Annotated in this window: 13 protein-coding genes and 1 tRNA gene; 10 read left to right on the forward strand and 4 right to left on the reverse strand. The window is 73.3% G+C overall.

Features of this window, described 5'->3' with window-relative positions:
- The first annotated feature begins 78 nt into the window (after positions 1-78).
- The 9 genes from gltX (at position 79) to BIU89_RS12010 (ending at position 14,661) form a co-directional block, all read left to right on the forward strand.
- Positions 79-1,566, forward strand: coding sequence for a glutamate--tRNA ligase (gltX, locus tag BIU89_RS11970; protein ID WP_071246815.1), 1,488 nt, complete (start codon positions 79-81; stop codon positions 1,564-1,566).
- A gap of 6 nt (positions 1,567-1,572) precedes the next feature.
- Entirely contained in the window at positions 1,573-2,604 is a 1,032-nt protein-coding gene (locus BIU89_RS11975; protein WP_071246817.1) for an NAD(P)/FAD-dependent oxidoreductase, read from the forward strand.
- 45 nt (positions 2,605-2,649) lie between these two features.
- Positions 2,650-2,721, forward strand: a tRNA-Gln gene (locus BIU89_RS11980).
- Between the two features lie 394 nt (positions 2,722-3,115).
- The gene (locus BIU89_RS11985) at positions 3,116-5,899 is read left to right on the forward strand and encodes an AMP-binding protein (protein ID WP_175475018.1); all 2,784 of its coding nucleotides are present in this window, start codon (positions 3,116-3,118) and stop codon (positions 5,897-5,899) included.
- 427 nt (positions 5,900-6,326) lie between these two features.
- A complete protein-coding gene (locus BIU89_RS11990) occupies positions 6,327-7,268 on the forward strand; it encodes a glycosyltransferase family 2 protein (RefSeq protein WP_071246819.1) in 942 nt (313 codons plus the stop codon).
- Positions 7,265-8,230, forward strand: a complete 966-nt coding sequence (locus tag BIU89_RS11995; RefSeq protein ID WP_071246821.1) for a glycosyltransferase family 2 protein — start codon at positions 7,265-7,267, stop codon at positions 8,228-8,230. The genes BIU89_RS11990 and BIU89_RS11995 overlap by 4 nt, the downstream gene beginning before the upstream one ends.
- Positions 8,227-11,790 (forward strand): glycosyltransferase, encoded by a 3,564-nt coding sequence (locus BIU89_RS12000; protein ID WP_071246823.1) that lies wholly within the window; start codon positions 8,227-8,229, stop codon positions 11,788-11,790. The genes BIU89_RS11995 and BIU89_RS12000 overlap by 4 nt, the downstream gene beginning before the upstream one ends.
- Before the next feature lie 58 nt (positions 11,791-11,848).
- Positions 11,849-13,708: a PIG-L family deacetylase gene (locus BIU89_RS12005; protein WP_071246825.1), complete on the forward strand. Its 1,860-nt coding sequence runs from the start codon at positions 11,849-11,851 to the stop codon at positions 13,706-13,708.
- Complete coding sequence (locus tag BIU89_RS12010; protein ID WP_071246827.1) at positions 13,693-14,661, forward strand: glycoside hydrolase family 16 protein; 969 nt, start codon at positions 13,693-13,695, stop codon at positions 14,659-14,661. The genes BIU89_RS12005 and BIU89_RS12010 overlap by 16 nt, the downstream gene beginning before the upstream one ends.
- A gap of 20 nt (positions 14,662-14,681) precedes the next feature.
- On the opposite strand, the gene BIU89_RS12015 is transcribed toward BIU89_RS12010, so the two are convergent.
- The 4 genes from BIU89_RS12015 to BIU89_RS18565 form a co-directional block, all read right to left on the reverse strand.
- On the reverse strand, positions 14,682-15,893 hold the full coding sequence (locus BIU89_RS12015; RefSeq protein WP_175475019.1) for a glycosyltransferase family 4 protein: 1,212 nt from the start codon (positions 15,891-15,893) through the stop codon (positions 14,682-14,684).
- Complete coding sequence (locus BIU89_RS12020; RefSeq protein ID WP_083404345.1) at positions 15,890-17,431, reverse strand: lipopolysaccharide biosynthesis protein; 1,542 nt, start codon at positions 17,429-17,431, stop codon at positions 15,890-15,892. The genes BIU89_RS12015 and BIU89_RS12020 overlap by 4 nt, the downstream gene beginning before the upstream one ends.
- The gene (locus BIU89_RS12025) at positions 17,428-18,366 is read right to left on the reverse strand and encodes a beta-1,6-N-acetylglucosaminyltransferase (RefSeq protein ID WP_071246831.1); all 939 of its coding nucleotides are present in this window, start codon (positions 18,364-18,366) and stop codon (positions 17,428-17,430) included. The genes BIU89_RS12020 and BIU89_RS12025 overlap by 4 nt, the downstream gene beginning before the upstream one ends.
- A 113-nt stretch (positions 18,367-18,479) precedes the next feature.
- Complete coding sequence (locus BIU89_RS18565; RefSeq protein WP_155896838.1) at positions 18,480-18,653, reverse strand: hypothetical protein; 174 nt, start codon at positions 18,651-18,653, stop codon at positions 18,480-18,482.
- A 157-nt stretch (positions 18,654-18,810) separates the two neighbouring features.
- Between BIU89_RS18565 and BIU89_RS12030 the strand changes: the two genes are divergently transcribed.
- The gene (locus BIU89_RS12030; RefSeq protein WP_071246833.1) at positions 18,811-20,124 is read left to right on the forward strand and encodes a glycosyltransferase family 2 protein; all 1,314 of its coding nucleotides are present in this window, start codon (positions 18,811-18,813) and stop codon (positions 20,122-20,124) included.
- Positions 20,125-20,242: the final 118 nt, after the last annotated feature.

Consider the following 20,242-nt stretch of genomic DNA (forward strand, 5'->3'; position numbering starts at 1 on the left):
GTCAGGGGTTTTCTGCGTTCTGCGACCCATCCACAGGGCAGGTGGGAGGGACAGGCGCCGCGGTAGGGTTGACGGGTCATGACTGCGCCATTCACCACCGCCTCCGGCTCCGACATCCGCGTCCGCTTCTGCCCGAGCCCGACGGGGACCCCGCACGTGGGGCTCATCCGTACGGCGCTCTTCAACTGGGCGTACGCCCGCCACACCGGCGGGAAGCTCGTGTTCCGCATCGAGGACACCGACGCCGCCCGCGACAGCGAGGAGTCGTACGCGCAGATCCTCGACGCGCTCCGCTGGCTCCGGCTCGACTGGGACGAAGGGGTGGACGCCGGCGGCGAGCACGGACCGTACCGGCAGTCCGAGCGAACCGCGATCTACGACGACGTGATCGCGAAGCTCAAGGAATCCGGCCACATCTACGAGTCCTTCGTCACGCCGGACGAGATGGAAGCCCGCAACAAGGCCGCCGGTCGTGACCCCAAGCAGGGGTACGACAACCACGAGCGTGACCTGACCGATGCCGAACGCCAGGCCTTCCGCGACGAGGGCCGCGAGCCGGCACTCCGGCTGCGGGTCCCCGACCGTGACCTGAGCTTCGACGACCTGGTGCGCGGTGAGATCACCTTCAAGCAGGGCACGTTCCCCGACTTCGTGGTGGTCCGCCCGAACGGCAAACCGCTGTACACGTTCACGAACCCGTTGGACGACGCCCTGATGGGCATCACCCACGTGCTCCGGGGTGAGGACCTGCTGTCGTCGACCCCGCGGCAGATCGCCCTGTACGAGGCGCTGTACGAGATCGGCCTCGCGCCCTCCATCCCCGTGTTCGGGCACCTGCCGTACGTGATGGGGGAGGGCAACAAGAAGCTCTCGAAGCGTGACCCCGAGTCGAACCTGTTCCACCACCGTGCCGCCGGCATGATCCCGGAGGGGCTCGTCAACTACCTGGCGCTGCTCGGCTGGTCGATCGGCCCCGACCGCGACGTGTTCTCGATCGACGAGATGGTCGCGGCGTTCGACGTCACCGACGTGAACCCGAACCCGGCCCGCTTCGACCACAAGAAGGCCGAGGCGATCAACGGGGACCACATCCGTCTGCTGGCGCCGGAGGACTTCCGGTCGCGTCTGCTGCCGTACCTGTCGAAGTTCATCAGCGACCCGGCGACCCCGGAGCAGCTCGAGGTCCTGACCAAGGCGGCTCCGCTCGTGCAGGAGCGCATGCAGCTGCTCGGCGAGGCACCGGCGATGCTCGGGTTCCTGTTCACCTCCGACGCCGATCTGGTGGTCGAGGACGACGCCCTGGCCTCGCTCAAGGGCGACACGGCGACGGTCCTGGCGGCGAGCACCGCGGCACTCGAGGGCGTCCAGGACTGGACCACCGAGGCCGTCGAGGGCGCGCTCCGTGCAGCCCTCATCGACGAGCTCGGCCTGAAGCCCCGCGTCGCCTTCGGCCCGCTGCGCGTGGCGGTGTCCGGACGTCGGATCAGTCCGCCGCTGTTCGAGTCGATGGAGATCCTGGGCAAGGAGTCCACCCTGACCCGGCTCCGCGCCCTCGCGGCGCGCTGACCGACCGTGAGCAGCACGGCGCACACCGTCCCGGTCGTGCACGACGTGGCGATCATCGGCGCTGGTCCGGCCGGGCTGAGCGCTGCGCTCAACCTGGTCCGTGCGAAGCGCACCGTACTGCTCGTCGACGCGAACCGCCCCCGGAACGCCGCGACGCTCCGGTCGCACGGGTTCCTGACGCGGGACGGCATCTCGCCGCTCGAGCTCCGGAAGCTCGGGCGGACCGAGGTCGAGGGGTACCCGGAGGCGACGGTCGTCCAGTCCGTCGTCGACCTGGTGGCCCCGGACGCCGACACGGACACCTGGCGGGTGCACGGCTCGTGGCGCGGCACCGAGCTCGAGGCCCGCGCCCGGACGGTCGTCGTGGCGACGGGGTTGCGTGAAGAGTTCCCGGCGCTGCCGATGCTCCGCGCGTTCTACGGCACCGCGGTGCACAGCTGCGTCGAGTGTGATGCGTACGACAAGGCCGGTCAGCCGCTCGCGTTCATCTGCGAGACCGACGACGTCGTCGACCGGGCGCTGCTCATCGCCTCCTGGACCGACGACCTGATCGTCTACACGAACGGGGTGGCGCCGCTCGACGACGCCGGCCGTGCTCGGCTGGCGTCGGCGGGGGTCGTCGTGGACGAGCGGCTCGTCGAGGACCTCGAGGGCGATCGCTCCGGGATGACCGGCGTCCGGCTCGCTGACGGCCACGTCGAGCCGCGGACCGGTGGGTTCGTCCGACCGGTGTGGCACGCCGACCTCGACTGGCTGCGCACCAGCGCCACCACGAGTACGAGCGCCACGAGCGGGAACACGGCCGAGAACGGCGACACGCCCGGAGCACTCGAGGGGCTCCAGCGCGACACGCAGGGACTCCTCGTGGTCGACCGGGTGGGCCGGACGTCCGTCCCGGGGCTCTACGCCGTGGGAGACGTCACGCCTCCCGGGCCGGAGCAGCTCATCGTCGCCGCCGGACACGGAGCCGCGACCGCCGCCGCCGTGCACCGAGACCTGGTGGGTGGTCTTGCGGACCTCCGGGATGCTGTACAGTAGTTGATCGTGCCCCGGGTGACCGGGCCAGAAGGCCGACAGGCCTTTTGGGGTATGGTGTAATTGGCAACACAGCGGTTTCTGGTACCGTCGTTCTTGGTTCGAGTCCAGGTACCCCAGCACTCGATGAACAGCCCCCGGGATCTCCCGGGGGCTGTTCTCGTTCCGGGCTGTGCTCGTACCGGGCTGATCTCGTTCGCGGCCGTGCTGGTTCCGAGCGTCCTCATCGGGGATGCACGGCTCATCCACGGTCACGCCACGGCTGATCCGGAGGTTGCGCGGAACCGCACGATCCCCGAGCCGGGCGAGCCGCCGTGCGGAAGGTGCCCACGGCGGTGGTCCGGTCGTTCCGGAGTCGTACCGTCCGTGCCGGGCGCAGGCCGCGCCTCCAGACCGGTTGCGGTTCCCCGCACCGGGCTCTCGACTGCTCGCGGGCGGGGGGAGCGCGGACCTACGGTCGGAAGACCGTCGCGGGAGTCGTGGCGGTCCGCTGCTGAGCACCCGAGGTGTCATCGTGACCTCCGTCGACCCGCTGACGACCGTCGATCCCTGGAACCACCCCGCAGCCGTGCCCGCGGCGGCCGACCACTCCGTGCTGGACCGCTGGGACCGCGTCGTGGCGCTCCGGGGCGACGCCGCCGCGCTCGCGGGCGACGGCCGTCCGTACACGTACACCGAAGCGGACCGGGCCTCGCGCGCGCTGGCCGCAGCCCTGGCCGTGACGCTCCGACCCGACGACCACAGCGGCGCCGGAGTCGGCGACACCCCGGGCGGGGCGTCGAAGCCGGTCGGGCTGATGGCGGGGCAGTCGACCGAGGCCGTGATCGGCATCCTCGCGCTGGTGCGTGCCGGACGGACCGTGGTGGTGCTCGACGACCACCTGCCCGCAGCACGCCTGGCGCACGTGGCCCGGCTCGCCGGCGTCGACGAGATCGTGGCCGACACCGAGCGTGCGGCGCTGGCCGCTGCCGTCGTCGCGGAGCGGGACGGCCGGGTGCACGCACTCGGCGAACTGCTGGACGCGGGCGAACTGCTGGACGCGGGCGGTCCCGGCGCGGCCCCGTCGGCGGACACCGTCGGCGTGCGCCCCGGCGGGCGGGACCCCTTCGCCATCGTCTTCACCTCCGGCTCGACCGGCATGCCGAAGGGCGTCGTCCTGACGCACCGGCAGCAGATCGCCGATGCCGAACAGGACGCGGTCGCGCTCGGCCTCGGCCCCCGCGACCGGCTCGGGGTCGTCCTGCCGCTGTCCTTCGCCGCCGGGCTCCTGTTCTCGTTCGACACGTTGCTCTGCGGCGGCACCATCGTGCTGCTCGAGCCGCGTGAACTCGGTGTCGAGCGGCTGCTCGGGCGGTTCCGGGACGACGACGTGAACGTGCTCGTCTGCACCCCGCACCTGCTGCGGTCGATCATCGGGTCGCAGAGCGCCCCCGGGTCGCACGGGACCGCAGCCGGGACCGCACCGGTGCTCGGCGGGCTGCGCTTCCTGATGACCACGGGCGAGTCCGTCACCGGCGCCGACCTCGCCGCGGCCCGACCCCACCTGGACCCGGACACGCTGCTCCTGAACGCCTTCGGCTCGAGCGAGACCGCGTGCGTCGCCTACTGCCCGGTGGCCCCGGGGGAGCCGGTGCCCGAGGGCGTCGTGCCCGCCGGGTGGCCGTTGCCCGGCAAGACGGTCCTCGTGCTCCGTGAGGACGGCAGCCCTGCCGCCCCGGGGGAGACCGGCGAGCTCGTCGTGGTCTCCGACGCCCTGACCGCGGGCTACTGGGGCGCGCCGGAGAAGACCGCCGAACGGGCCGGACACACCGGCGAAGCCGAGGCCGTCGCCGGCATCCCCGTCGGGACCCCGAGCTGGCGGCAGGGCGACCTGGCACGCGTCGACCCCGACGGGCGGCTCGTGCTGCTCGGCCGATCCGACGACGCCGTGAAGGTCCGCGGCTATCTGGTCGAGCCGAGTGAGGTCGAGGCGGCCCTCCGCGCGGTCCCCGAGGTGCACGACGCGGTCGTGACGGCACAGGTCGACCCCGGTTCCGTCACCCGGCTCGTCGCCTACGTGGTCGGTCGCCCGGGGCACCGCACCCCGGCACCGGGCGCGCTCCGCCGGGCGCTCCGTGAGCGGCTGCCCGAGTACATGGTGCCGGCGTCGATCGTGCCGATGACCGAACTGCCGCGGAACGAGCGCGGCAAGGTCGACCGGGCCGAACTCCCGGGGGCGCCGAGCGTCGAGACCGAGATGGTCGAGGGCGAGTACGACCAGTGGGAGCTCGTCGTGGGGCAGATCTGGGCCGAGGTGCTCGGGCTCCGGGGCGTGCACCTGGACGAGGACTTCTCCGCGCTCGGCGGCGACTCGCTGTCCGCCGAGGAGATGCTCGCCGTCGTGCAGGACCGGCTCGGGGTCGACCTGCGCTCCTCGGACGTGCTCGAGCACCCGACGCTCCGCGCCTTCGCCCGACGGGTGCGGAGCGGGACGAGTGCGCTGCCGAGCCACCCCGACGTCGTGAAGGTGTCCGAGGCGCGCGAGGGCGGCCGTCCGCCGGTGTTCTGCTTCGCCGGTGGCGGTGCCCTGGCGCTGACGTTCCTGCCGCTCTCGCGGCACCTGCCCGCGCACGACCTGTACGCGTTCCAGCAGCACGCCCTCGAGCGCCGTGGGATGCCGGACTGGAACATCGAGCGGAGCGCCCGCCGCTACCTCGCCCTGATGCGCATCGTGCAGCCCCGCGGCCCGTACCTGCTCGTCGGGCACTCGCTCGGCGGACTCGTCGCACTCGAGATCGCCCGGCTCCTCACCGAGAGCGGCGAGCAGGTCGAGCACGTCGTCCTGCTCGACACCTACCTGCCCCGCACGAAGTCCGAACAGGCCCGCCTGCACTTCGGCCGGATGGAGCCGCGCGACCAGCCGAGCACCGCCGTCCGGGCCGTGCAGCGGGGGCTCGACCGCGCCGTCAGGCGGGTGCTGCCCGCGGGTGTGCCGTACGGGGCGCTGTTCGCCAAGCGGCTCCGTGCGTACACGGCCGGCGTGCTGCGGCACGGTGGGCAGAAGGACTTCGACGCGTTCTTCGACCAGGCCGAGATCGTCACCAGACGCCACCACCCGACGCCGTTCCACGGAAGGGCCACCTACGTCCTCGCCGACGCCAACCCCGACGCCGCCGGGTGGTCCGCCCTGCTGCGCGGGCCCACCGAGATGGTGCGGATCGCGAGCGAGCACACGTCGCTGCTGCGGGAACCGCACGTCGCCGAGCTGGCGGTCGCGCTGCGGGCCGCCTTCGAGACGGCGGACGTGCCGCAGGTCTGAGACCGGCCCACGACCGGACGGGAGGCGCGGTGCCAGCTGGCACACCTCCCTCGCAGGCTCGGTCAGCGCGCCCCGCGCAACGCTTCGCGTTGCCGCTCTGCGGGGCGCGCCCGTCCGCTCGTCCTGCGTCCACCACCCGCCGGCCGCCGCGCCGGAGGGCCAACCTGCACGAGGGTTGCGGGTTTCCGTATCCGCACCCGGGTGTCCGCAAGGGACCGCACCGCGCATTGACCCTCCCGCTGGCCGCGGCGATGGTTGGAACCGCGGGGGAGAGTACCCACTCACCCGCGGCAAGCAGGCGGCGTCGTACCCGCGTCCCGCTGCTCGACCGACGACGGTCACCGTCGTCGATGCGTCATCCGAGGACGCGCCGCTCGTCTCGACGAGCCACCACCCGACAGCAACCCTGACCCGACAGGACCGCGCCATGCCCGCACGTACCGTTCGCCCTGCAGACCCGAGGGTCTCCGTCGTCATCCCGGCACGGAACGAGGCCCGCAACCTCGAGATCATCCTCCCGAAGCTCCCGCCCGTGTACGAGGTGATCCTGGTCGACGGTAACTCCGTCGACGACACCATCGCCGCCGCCCAGCGCGTGATGCCCGACATCCGCGTCGTGCACCAGACCCGCAAGGGCAAGGGCAACGCCCTGGCCTGCGGCTTCGAGGCCGTCACCGGCGACATCGTGGTCATGTTCGACGCCGACTGCTCCGCGGACCCCGACGAGATCCCGCGGTTCGTCCAGGCACTCATCGACGGCGCCGACGTCGCGAAGGGCACCCGGTACTCGCTCGGCGGTGGCAGCGACGACATCACGATCGTCCGGAACATGGGCAACCGCGGCCTGAACATGCTCTGCAACATCATCCTCGGCACCCGCTACAGCGACCTCTGCTACGGCTACAACGCCTTCTGGGCGGACGTCCTGCCGGAGATCGGTCTGCTGTCGTCCGAGCTGCCGAAGCCGGCCGACGGTTCGATGCTGTGGGGCGACGGGTTCGAGATCGAGACCGTCCTGACCTGCCGCTGGTCGGCCGCCGAGCTCGCGATCACCGAGGTGCCGAGCCACGAGAAGCTCCGGGTGCACGGCTCCAGCAACCTCAACGCCGTGACCGACGGCATCCGCGTGCTGAAGTCGATCATGCACGAGCGTCGTCGCGCCGCCATCGGCCGTGCCGAGGTCCGTCGCGCGGCGATGAGCGTCGTCCCGCCGGCCGAGCAGCTGGCCGCGCCGGCTGCTGCTCCTGTCGCTGCGTCGCCGGTCGCTGCGTCAGTCGCGACCCCGGTCGCTGCGTCCGTCGCGACCCCGGTCGCTGCGTCCGCCGTCGCCGGGGCATCCGTCGTCGCCCTCGAGGAGGACGTCGCGTGACGACCGTCGCGGTCGTCATCTGCGCCTACACCCAGCAGCGCTGGGGTGACCTGCAGGACAGCGTCGAGTCGGCCAAGCGCCAGCCCGAGGGCCCCGAGGTCGTCGTCGTCATCGACCACGAGCCCGAGCTCCTGGCCCGCGCCGCCGCGCGCTGGCCGGAACTCCGGGTCGTCCCGAACACCGAGGACCGCGGACTCTCCGGGGCCCGCAACACCGGTGTCGCCCTGACCGACGCCGACGTCGTCGCGTTCCTGGACGACGACGCCACCGCGGACCCCGACTGGCTCGGGCACATGCTCACCGCGCTCGAGGACCCTGACGTCGTCGGTGTCGGCGGTCGTGCCACGCCGTCCTGGCCGACCGCGACCGGCCCCGGCCCGTACGCCGACGAACTGCTCTGGATCGTCGGGTGCTCGTACCGCGGGCTGCCCGAGACCCCGGGCGACGTCCGCAACGTCATCGGGTCGAGCATGGCGTTCCGCCGAGACGCGATCCTGCTCGCCGGCGGTTTCCGCTCCGGCATCGGCCGCGTCGGCAACCAGCCGCTCGGCTGCGAGGAGACCGAACTCTGCATCCGCATCGCCCAGGCCCGTCCCGGCGCGCGGATCCGGCACGAACCGCGCTCGAACGTCTCGCACCGGGTCTCCCCGGACCGTGTGACGATGCGCTACCTGCGCCGCCGCAGCTACTACGAGGGGATCTCGAAGGCCGTGCTGAGCCGTCGGGTCGGCACCGGTGACTCGCTCGCCAGCGAGTCGACCTACCTGACCCGGGTGATCCCGGGCGCCGTGCTGCGCGAACTGCGTCACGTCGGTCGTGGCGGAGGCCTGCGGGCGTACGCCATCGCGCTCTCCGTCGTCTCGACGGTCGCGGGCTACGCCGTCGGCCGGGTCCTCGGCACCGTCGTCGTGCGGACCCCGCCCGCACCCGCCCCGCTCCCGCAGCCGGTGGGCACACCGTGACCCGCGCGACCCTGGCGATGGTCCTCTCGCCGGTCGTGACCGGGCCGCTCGTCCCCACCTGGGACGGCGCGCTCTGGGTCGGCGAGGTCGACCGTGCCGACGTGCACGCGTCGAGCCACCGGGACGTCATCGCCCTGCAGGGATCGACCGGGTACGGGCGTGCACGACTGCTCGTCCGCGACCACGGCGAGCCGCTCGGCTTCGTCGAGGCCGAGATCACCGAACGCCGCCGCATCGGCGGCACCATCGACGTCCGTGCGCTGCAGCGCGCGATCCGGCCCATGCCGGCACCCGAGCGTCGGCCGGCAGCAGGTCTGGTGCTGCCGTCCGTCACCGTGGTGCTCTGCACGGACGGTGCCGCAGGCACGACCATGCGGTCGGTGCTCGCGAACGGGCACCCCGACTTCGACGTCGTCGTCGTCTCGCACGGCGCCGACGACGGCGGTGTGGCGACCGTCGACATCGGCGGACGCCGCGTCACCACCATCGCCGCGCCCGACGGCGGCCTCGCCGCCGCGCGGAACGCCGGCCTGCTCGTCGCGACCGGCGACGTCGTCGCGTTCGTGGACGAGGGCGCCGTCGTGGACGGCGGCTGGATCGCCGCGATCGCCCGTGCCTTCGCGGCGGACCCGGACGTGGCCTGCGTCACCGGGCTCGTGCCGAGTGCCGAGCTCCGGACGCCGGCGCAGCGCTGGCACGACGACCGCACCCCCGGTGGGCGGACCGTCCGCCGCCGGGTGTTCCGGCTCGACGACCCGGTCGACGACCTCCCGCTGCACCCCTTCGCCGCCTCGGCCTACGGCACCGGCGCGAACCTCGCCGTGCACCGCGCGACCGCGCTCCGGATCGGTGGGTTCGACACCGCCTTCGGCCCCGGCACCCGCGTCGGCGGCGGCGACGACCTCGACCTCTTCACACGACTGCTGTTCGCCGGATCCGCGATCGCTGTCGAACCGGCCGCGATCGCGTGGCAGCGATCGGCGGACGACGTCGCGTCGCTCCGCGCCGCCGCTGCCGCGCACGGCCACGGACTCGGAGCCTGGATGACCAAGAACGCACTCGACCGCGACACGCTGACCGCCTCGGTGGACGCGGCACCGGAGGCCATCAGCGCCTTCGCGCGCCTCGGCCTCGAGCAGGGCGACGACGCTGCCGACGCTGCTCCGGCGAACGGCCACGGGACGGGCACCGCGCGCGACGCGGACACCGTCGACGCCGTCGACGCGGAGTTCGCGGCCACGAAGCGTCGGTTGCGTCGCGTCGAGCGGCGCTCCGTGCTCACCGCTCCGGTCCTGGCGCTCCGGGAACGCATGGGCGGCGCGGGAACGATCGACCGCACGGCGCACGGCCGCCACGAGCTGCAGCGCGGCCTCGACACCGCGGGGCCGGCGCGACCGACCCCCGGTGGCGCGATGGGGCCGGCGGCGCGACTCGGTGCCGCCGCGATCGTCGTGCTGACGCTCGTGCTGGCCGCCGTCGGCAGCGTCGTCGAGCTGCCCACGCTGCGGGCGAGCGCCGTCGCGGTCTTCCTGTTCGCCCTGCTCGGGGTCGCCCCGATGCTGCTCGTCCGTCCGATGTCCCTCGCACGGTTCGCCGTCCTCGCCGTCACCGGGTCGCTCGTCGGCACGATCGCCATCGGGTACACCATGGCGACCTTCCACATCTGGGCGCCGGCGGTCCCCTTCGTCGGTGTCGTCGTGCTCACCGCGGCGGCGCTCGCCGTCTCGGTACCCCGTGACGTGACGGAGCTCCGTCGTGCCGGACTCGTGCACCGTGCGCCCGCACGGCCCCGGTGGAGCACGACCGCCACCGTGACGGCGCTCTCGCTCGGCGGGCTCGTCGTCGTGGTCGTCGCCGCGCTCACCCACATGGGCGACCCGGTGCCGGCCGGCCTGTTCGGCTCGCTCGGCCCGGGCCTGGTCGTCGGCCTCGTGCTCGTCGTCGCCGCCGCGGTCATCGCCCTGGTGCGCGGCCGCGCACTCGCCGTGCCCGTCGTCGTGCTCGGCGGTGTCGTGCAGCTCGCCCAGGCGATCACGTACGGCGTGCCGACCGTGACCGCCGCCGCCCGGCACATCGGTGTCGTCGAGTACATCCGCCAGTTCGGTGGGACCAACCCGTCGGCCGACATCTTCCAGACCTGGTCCGGCCTGTTCGCGGGCGCCGCCTGGGTCGCCGACGTCGGGGGCATCGTCAACACGATCCTCATCGCCGCCTGGGTGCCGGTGCTGCTCGCGTTCAGCACGACCATCGCGGTCGGGGTCCTGGCGGCGCACTGGCTGCCCGGTGCCCGTCGGCCGTGGATCGCAGCGCTGCTGACCGCGATGACCGGTTCGCTCAACACCACGTACTTCTCGCCGCAGTCGACCGGCATCCTGATGTCGATCGTGATCCTCGTGCTCGCCACCGGACCGCTGCGCGACGCCGCCGTCACCACCGCCGACGGCTCGGTCGCCGCCAAGCCGCGGGCACGGCGGGTGGGGCTCTCGCGGATCATCGCGATCACCCTCATCGGCATCGTGCTCGCCGTGACGCACCAGATCTCGCCGTACCTGACGGTCGCCGCACTCGTCACGCTCATCGTCTTCCGGATGCTCCGCCCCTGGTGGCTGCCCGTCGTCGTGCTCGTGCCGGCGGTGGTCTTCGCCGCGCTGAACGGTGACATCCTCGGACGGTTCCTGTCGCTCGCGGCGGTCGGACGCGTGCTCGACAACGTGCAGCCGCCCGCGCACGACATGACCGTCCTGCCGAAGCCGCTCGTCACGCGCCTGGCGTTCGACATCCCGGCAGCCGCGCTCGTGGTGCTCGGGCTCATCGCCCTGGTGACCGTGCTGATGCGGCGCGACCGGACGCACTGGGCGCTGCTCGCCACCGCCGCGAGCCCGATCTCGCTGCTCGTCGCCACGAACTACGGCCAGGAGGGCGTCTTCCGCGTCGTGCTCTTCGCGACGCCGTGGATCGCGATCCTGGCGGCGGCGCTCCCGATGCCCGCCGGTCGGTTCGCCCCGGTCGGGGCGGTCCTGCAGCGGGGGATGCGCCCGTCCGCCGTGCGGTTCGCGGTCGCCGGAGCAGCGGTGGCGGCACTCGTCGCGATCGGTGCGTTCGGGCAGACCTCGCTCGACTGGAACCGCGTCATGACCCGGAGCCAGTCCGCAGCGACGCAGTACTACGACCGCACGGCGCCCGCGGGCTCCGTGATGCTGCTCACCGGTTCGGCCAACGCCGTGCCGAGCAACACCGGCGCACGGTACTTCGACGTGGGCTACCTGTCCCGCGAAGCACTCGGCCCGTACCCGGACCCGACCGGCGGCTACGACGCCGAGGCCGACCTGTCGAACGTGACGCGGGAACTGGTCGTGAACTGGTCGGCCACCGGCTACTACGCCCTGGTCGCGGAGCCCTTCGGCGCCTACGACGAGCGGTACGGCTACCAGAGCGACGCCGACTACCAGGAGCTCGCCGCCGCCATGGCGTCCTCGCCCTACTGGAAGCGGGTCTGGTCGTCGGGGACGACCGCGATGTACGAACTGACGACGGAGGGCCTGCGCCATGCAACCGACTGAACCGACCTCCGACAGACCGCGACGGACGCGACGGGCCACCGTCGCGTCCGTCGCGGGCGTGGTCGCCACGGTGCTCGCCGTGCTGGTCGCGCCGAACCTCGCGGTCCAGCCCGCCGTGGCCGCGGCCGCGGACTGCAGCGCCGGGCGGGTGCTCAACGTCGTCGCCCACCCCGACGACGACCTGCTCTTCCAGGGCACGGACCTGCGGAAGGACATCGACGCGGGGCGCTGCGTGCGCTCCGTGATCGTCACCGCCGGTGACGCCGGCAAGCCCGACTGGTACTGGCAGGAACGCCAGGTCGGGCTGATGGCCGCCTACGCGAGCATGGCCGGCGTCGACCCGGCGTCGACGACCGGCTCCACGACGGTCGCCGGACGGACCCTGCTCACCGAGACCCTCACTGCCGACCCGCGGATCAGCCTGGTCTTCATGGACCTGCCGGACGGCAACGTCGAGGGCAACGGCTTCTGGGCGAACGGGTACGAGAGCCTCCAGCGCCTCTACACGGGCGACATGGACACGCTGCACACCGTCGCCGACGCCCCGCACAGCGCCACGTACACGCTCGCGCAGCTGCGGGCGACGCTGCAGGGGATCGTGCAGGACTTCGCACCGACGGACATCCACACCCTCGACCACGAGGGCGAGTACGGCGACGGGGACCACAGCGACCACCACACGGTCGCGTACCTGACCGACCAGGTGCAGCGGCAGTACACCGGCGCGCACGGCTTCACCGGGTACATGGGGTACCCGATCGCCGACCGTCCGGCGAACCTGACGACGGCCCAGACCCAGGCGAAGGCCGACGCGTTCTTCACCTACGCCGCCCATGACAGTGAGACCTGCGCGTCGTACCAGGCCTGCTCGGCGCGACCGGAGACCTCGTGGCTCAGCCGGCAGTACACCGCCGGCTCGCCGGTGCCGACGAACCCCACCGACCCCACGGACCCGACCCCCACCCACACGGACGTGACGGGTTCGGCGTCGGTGACGGCGAGTGCGGAGAACCCGGCTGACGGTCAGACGGCCGTGAAGGCGGTCGACGGTGTGGTGAGCGGGTACCCGGATGCGCCGACGGCGGAGTGGGTCGCGCCGTCTGGTCGTGCGGGGACGTGGATCCAGCTCGGGTGGGCGAAGGCGACGGCGTTGGACGCGGTCGACCTCGCTGATCGGCCGAACTCGGTGGACCAGGTGCTGGGCGGGACGTTGACGTTCTCGGACGGCTCGAGTGTGCAGGTGCCGGCGTTGAGCAACGGTGGTGCGGTGCAGCGGATCACGTTCGCGGCGCGCAGTGTCACGTGGGTGCGGTTCACGGTGACGTCGGTCAGTGGCGGGACGCAGAACGTGGGTCTTGCCGAGATCCGCGCGCTGGCCCCGGCGAGCAGCAGCGGCGGCCCGACGCCGACGCCGACGCCGACGCCGACCCCCACGCCGACCCCGACGCCGACGCCGACCCCGACCCCGACGCCGACGCCCACGCCCGCTCCGGGCCTGCGGGACGTCACCGGCTCGGCCACCCCGACGGCGATCGCCGACAACCCGGCCGACGGCCAGACCGTCGCGAAGGCCGTCGACGGCGTGGTGTCCGGCCACCCGGTCGACCACACCGCCGAGTGGGCCGTGCCCTGGGGACGGACCGGCATCTGGATCCAGCTCGACTGGGCCGCCCCCGTCGCGCTCCAGCGCATCGTCCTGCACGACCGCCCGAACAGCGACGACCAGATCACGAGCGGCACGCTGACGTTCTCGGACGGCAGCCAGGTCGCCGTGGGCGCACTCCCGAACGACGGCAGCGCCCGGACGGTCGACTTCACCGCCCGGAACGTCACCTGGGTGCGGTTCACCACCACCGGGGTGTCGAACAGCACGATCAACGTCGGTCTCTCGGAGGTCCGCGCATGGGCAGCTGGATGACCCCGGACGAGGACGGCCCCCGCCCCGTCTCCGAGCAGTCGGCCGCCGCGCACGGTGCCGCACCGGCGCACGGCCTCGGCGCCTCCCGCCACCGCACCCCGCTCCGGACACGAGGACGACGGGTCGCGATCGTGGCCGCGGCCCTGGTGGTCGCGGTCGGTGCCGTCGCCGCGGCGACCACCGGCACGACGTCCGTCGGCCCCGGACCCAGCGGGGTCGCGATGCCGACCGGTGACGGTGACGGCTGGAAGCGGGTGTTCTCGGAGGACTTCGACGACACCACCCCGTCGGGCGGGTTCGAGGCGGCCTACGACGACCGGTTCACCGTCTACCACGGCTTCGCGGACACCGCGGGGACCGGTCGGTACCAGGCGTCCACGCTGAGCGCCCACGACGGGATGCTCGACATGCACCTGCGCACGACGAAGGCGGGCACCCCGCTCGCCGGCGGGGTCGTCCCGCTCGTCGACGGACGATGGGGTGGTCAGACCTCCGGGCGCTACAGCATCCGGATGAAGAGCGACGAGGTCGACGGGTACGGGGTGGCGGTGCTGCTCTGGAGCGACGAGAACGTCTGGGCGCACGGCGAGATCGACTTCCCCGAGGGCGCGCTCGGTGCGCCCGCCTGGCTGAACGTGCACTGCCTGGTCGACCCGGCCGAGAAGTGCGTCCACCACGAGACCGACGCGTCGCTGGCCGACTGGCACACGTACACGATCGAGTGGACGCCCTCGCGGATGTCGTTCCTGGTCGACGACGAGGTCGTCGGGAGCACCACGCAGGACATCCCCGTGGAACGCATGCACCTGGTCGTGCAGACGGGGTCCCTCGAGGGCCTACCGCCCCGGGACGCCGCCGGGTCGTTGCTGGTCGACTGGATGACGATCGACGTACCCGCCGACGGCGAGAGCCCCCGGGCCACGCTGCCGTCCACGGGACCCGCCGCCGGCTGACGGCGCCGGGTCCGGCGCGGTCAGCGCCGAGCGTGTGCCAGCAGCGCCAGCAGCAGCGCTCGCACGTGCGGCTCGCGCCCGTAGCGGTCACGGACCCACGCGCGGCACCGTGCGGCGAGGGACGGGTCGAGCTCGGCTTCGTCGAGGGTGTCGAGCAGCTTCTCCGCCAGTGCGTCGGGGTCGGCCGGGTCGACGGTGTACCGCGCCCAGTCGCCCGACAGGATCTCCCCGGTGCCGCCCGATGCGGCGGCGACGACGGGACGGCCGGCGGACATCGCCTCGACCACGACCCGCCCGAAGCCCTCGGGCTCGATGGACGGCGCCACCACGACGTCGGCGGCGTGCAGGAGCGGGACGACGTCGTCCCGCTCGGGGAGCACGAGCACGGAACCGGAGGGGAGCGCGTCGATCGCGGCGTGCACGGCGTCGGCCTCTTCCGGGTAGAGCGCACCGGCCAGCACGAGGAGCGGCGCGGGCGCCGCGTGACCGGCCACGGGGGGAGTGGTGACCGGCACGCGTGCCGCAGCGGCCGTGCGGACGCGGCCCCATGCCTCCAGGAGGGCGAGCACGCCCTTCGACCGGGTGAGCCGACCGTAGTACAGCACCGTCGGGGTGTCCTCGGGGATGCCGAGTGCCGCGCGGGCGTCGTGCACCGATGCCGGGGTGGCGGCCGGGAACGCGTCGGTGTCGACACCGTTCGGCACGATCGTGATGCGGTCCGTCGGCACGCCGGACTCCGCCCAGGCGCGCGCCATCGCGTGCGAGACGGCGAAGTAGCGGGTGCGGCCGCCGGCGATCGGGCCGAGCCGCCGGTAGTTCGGCGCGTGGTGCAGGTGCACCGCGAGCGGTACTCCGGAGACGAGCGACGCGACCCGGCCGAACGGCAGGTACTCGGGCCGGTTCAACCAGAGGACGTCGAGGTGCGATCGTCGGATCCGCAGCCCCTCGCGGGCGAACCGCCAGGCGTCGCGGAGCGCGGTCGTGATCCCGAACCGGTAGTCGGTGGCCTCCACCAGCCTCACGCCCATCGCCTCGTAGGGCGGGGGGCCCTCGGCGGCGCGCGGGGACTGGGCGTTCCGGTGCCAGACCTCGACCTCGTGGCCGGCGGCGACGAGCTCGCGGGTGTCCTCGAGCACACAGCGTTCGAGTCCGCCGGTGATGGCGAGTCCGGTCACCAGGACGCCGACGCGGAGTCGGCGGGTGCCGTCGTGTGCAGTCTGTCGCGGTCTCACGAGACACCACCCCTTGCGGTCTTCAGTCGGCGGAGGAACCAGGGGAGGCAGGCGACCACCCCGGCGATGCGGACCCAGTTCCAGAGGACGTCCTGCGGCAGGAGCAGGGACGCGGCGGCCACGACGAGCGCGGCGAGGGTCGTCAGGACGATCCGGGCACCCGGTCCGCGCCACTCACGGCGGTCGGGCAGGGCCAGCAGCTGCATGGCGGCCAGGATCGCGTAGGCGACGACGGTGGCCAGGCCCGCGCCGGCGATGCCGAGCACGGGCACGAGCACGAGGTTCGCGCCGATGTTCACGGCGCCGGCGATCGCGGCGATCACCCCGACGGCGACACCGCGGCGTTCGACCAGGAGCAGGCGTCCGGTCGCACCGCTGGCGACGACGGGGAACGCGGTGATCGCGACGACGAAGACGACGACCGAGAGCTCCTGCACGCGGTACGACGCCGGGGCGAGGATCGGCAGCGCGACCGGTGACACCAGGGTCACGGCGAGCAGGACCGGTCCGAGCATCCGGTACAGCTCGTCGCGGGAGTGCATCGCGAGCTGCCGGCGGGCGACCGGGTCGCGGAGGGCGGCGAAGTGCGGCGCCCACGCCTGGTTGGTGAAGGTCAGGAGCAGGATGACGGCCGAGCCGACGACGTAGGCGATCTGGTAGCGGGCCACCTCGTCCGGGCCGAGCAGCCGCTGGACGACGATCCGGTCGCCGGCGTTCAGCACGAAGTACGACAGGTTGCCGAGGGCGATCGGCACGCCGAGGCGGAACGCCCGGGCCGTGGTCTTGCGGTCGAACAGGCCGGCGAGACGCGGACGGGTCGCCGCGATGCCGATGACCATCGCCACGCCCTGGGCGACGACGCCGCCCCACGCGTAGGTGGTCGCGTCGGCCTGCACCCAGGTGAGGAGCCCGAGGCCGATGACCGAGCCGCCGATCGAGGACAGCAGGCTCGTGACCGCGAAGACCCGGATGCGGTCCTGGGCGACGAGCAGCGCGAGGGAGATCTGCACGATGGCGGCAGGGCCGGTCCAGAGCACCGCGACGAGGAGCAGCGGGTGGTTGCCGACGAAGCCGGCGGCGTCGGCCCAGACCGGGATCGTGGTGAGCGCCGCGACGGTGACGACGATCGCGGTGACCATGCCGACGGCGAGCAGGCCGCGCGCCCGGCGGTCGTCGCCGTCCTCGGCCCGCTGCAGCACCGACGCCTGGTCGATGCCGAGGACGGCCAGCACGACGAGCGCCTGGTACAGGGCGATGGCCGAGGCGAGGACGCCGAACTCGGCCGGCGGCATGAGGTGTGCGAGCACCGGGGAGATGAGCGACGAGACGACGAGCTGCATCGACCAGACGACGACGTACAGCAGGCCGCGGCCGAACAGGACGGAGGCGCCCTTCCGCACGGCGACCGATCCGGTGTCGAGCGACTCGGGCACGGGTGCGGTGGCTTCCGGGGCGATGGGTTCCCGGGCGATGGGCGCGGGCGCCTCGGCCTCGCGCGCTGCGCGGGCCTCGCGGCGGGTCTGCGGGGGGAAGCTCACGGTGCGACCACCGCTGCCGCGTCCTGCCGTGCCGACGCCGTCGCCGCGCCCGCGCCCTGGCGCAGCCCGAAGGCTGCGTCCACGACGTCGAGCAGGTCACCGCTCCGGTCGGTCGAGAACTTCCGCGCGAACAGGTGCTGCACCTCGACGTCCGCGTCCGTCCGACGCTCGAGCAGCTGCCCCGCGTCGGCGACGGTCAACCACGGCGGGCTCTTCCGCGCGGTGCCGTCCCACCCGATCCACCAGAGCGGCTGGGAGACGTGCTCGTCGGCGAACCCCGGCGTCAGCGACGGCGAGTTGAGCACCGACGGCACGAAGGTCTCGTCGGCGACCCAGGTGCGCTGCCAGAACCGGACCAGGTCGGGGCGCTGGTCGACGGTGTCCACGACGGCGGCGGCGTGCCGGCGGGCGAGGACCTTGAGCTGTGAGCCCCCGGCGAAGGAGACGTTCGCCGGCACGCGGCGGGGGACCGGCAGCCGGAGCATGTGCTTCCGCCACGCCCAGTGCCGGAAGCGGATGCGGGAGATGCCGCCGTCACGGCCCCACGGTGCGAACGGCAGCGGGTTGACCGAGATGAACGACTCCTCGCGGTGCGCCTCGAGCAGGGCCGTGATCTCGGCGGGGTTCGCGAGCGGGTAGTCGCTGCCGGTCAGCACGGCCACGTGCGAGGCGTCGGTCTCGGCCAGGGCAGCCCGGTAGCCGGACACCTCGGCGGCGACGTTCTCCCAGCGCGCCCAGCCGGTCCGGATCCGGGGGAGCAGTCGGACACGATCCGGCAGCCCGTCGGTCATGGCGCGGAACACCGTCTCGGGGGTGCGCGCGTCGCAGTGCAGGAACACCGGGAACGGTTCGAGCGCCTCGACGAGTCGGCGCACGTGTGCCGGGTCCTCGTGGGCGAGGACGATGCACGCGGGGACCGCGGGGGAGATGGCCATGGACGCGACGCTAACCGCGCCGTTCCGGGGCCGACAAGGCGACCCGTGCCCGTCTGCGGGGAAGCGGCGGTTTCCCGCACCGCCCCCGATCGATCAGTGCCCGGAAGGCCTGATCAGCGCTTCTTGCGGAACTTCTGGCAGTCGCAGAGGGCGCAGTCCGTGCCCGGACGGTAGTGCTCGTGGGCGTCCTGCACGTGGCCGCAGACGCAGGTCACGGAGTCGACCACGAAGACGCTCTGTTCCGAGGGGAGCACGGCGCCGAGCTCGTCGGTGGGGCCCATCGACATGCGTCCTCCTCGTGCCCGGCGTGCTGCCGCCGAGTCGTCCTCACGATCCTACCGTCCGGGGGCGTGTGCTGGCGGCAAACCGCAAGTCGGACGACCGTCGCCGCAACCGCGGGCGGCCGCCGTTGACCCCGCAGCAGCCCCACCGGAGCATCGGACCATGACCGACCAGCAGGCCACCACCACCCGCGTGCTCACGCTCACGCCCGCGATGCCGTCCCCGGACGTGCCCGCCTGGGCCGGCGCGGCCTGGGTCGGCGCCGTCGACCGACAGGAGGCGCTCGCCGCGTCCGCCGTCGAACTCGCCGGCGCCACCGGCTTCCGTCGCGCCCGCCTGCTCGTCCGTGACGGACGCGAGATCGCCGGGTTCGTCGACGTCAACGTCGACGCGGACGGCGGCGTGGACCCGGCCGAGCTGGGACCGGCCCTGCGCGCCCTGCGCACCACGGGCCTCCCGGCCGCCCCCGCGGGGACGCCGGTCGGACGCGTCTCCGTCGTCATCGGGACCCGCGACCGGGCCGAGGACCTGCGCCGCTGCGTGCGCTCGGTGCTCGCGTCCGAGCACGACGACTTCGAGGTGCTGGTCGTCGACAACGCACCCACCACCACCGCGACCCGCGACGTGGTCACGTCGCTCGCGGATCCGCGCCTGCGGTACGTCCTGGAGGCCCGACCCGGCGTCTCGCGCGCACGGAACGCCGGACTCGCCCTCGCGTCCGGGGCCGTGGTCGCCTTCGTCGACGACGACGTGGTCGTCGACCGGCACTGGCTCGCAGCGCTCGCCGACGCGTACGCCCGCGACGCGGACGTCGTCTGCGTGACCGGCCTCGTGCCCAGCGGCGAACTCCGGACCCCGACGCAGCGGTACTTCGACGAGCGCGTGACCTGGGCGCGCAACACCGACCGCCGGGTGTTCCGCACGTGGGCGCCGCCGGCGGACCTGCCGCTGTTCCCGTTCTCGGTCGGCGCGTTCGGCACCGGTGCCAACATGTCGCTCCGCCGTTCGGCCGCGCTCGCCCTGGGCGGGTTCGACGTCGCACTCGGCCCGGGCACCCTGGCCCGCGCCGGCGAGGACCCCGACCTGTTCACCCGGGTGCTGTTCTCCGGCGGTGCGCTCGCGGTGGAGCCCTCGGCGGTCGTCTGGCACAAGCACCGGCCGGACCGTGCGGCGCTGCGCTCGCAGGCGCTCGGCTACGGCACCGGCCTCGGTGCGTGGGTCGCGAAGCTCATGCTGCGACCCCGCACCGCACTGGCCGTGCTCCGTCGGGCGGTCGGGGCGCTGCGGCAGCTCGGGGCGCTCGGACAGGGCGCCGGCGCGGATGCGGACCAGGTGTCCGCCGCGGTGGACGCCGTCGGCGGGTGGCCCGTCGACGACGCGTTCCGCGAGGCGACGGCCGGCCTCAAGCGCGTCGAGCTCGTGGCGGCGCTGGGCGGACCGTGGCGGTACGTCGTCGGGCGGTCGCGGCGCGGGTGACCGCGGCGCGGGTGACCGCGCTCCGCGTGCACGGCACGCACCACGTGCACGGCACGCACCACGTGCACGGCACGCACCGCGTGCACTGCTCCACCGCACGCACCGGAACGGACGGGAG

Source organism: Curtobacterium sp. MCBA15_005 (genome assembly GCF_001864855.1).
Lineage (GTDB): Bacteria > Actinomycetota > Actinomycetes > Actinomycetales > Microbacteriaceae > Curtobacterium > Curtobacterium flaccumfaciens.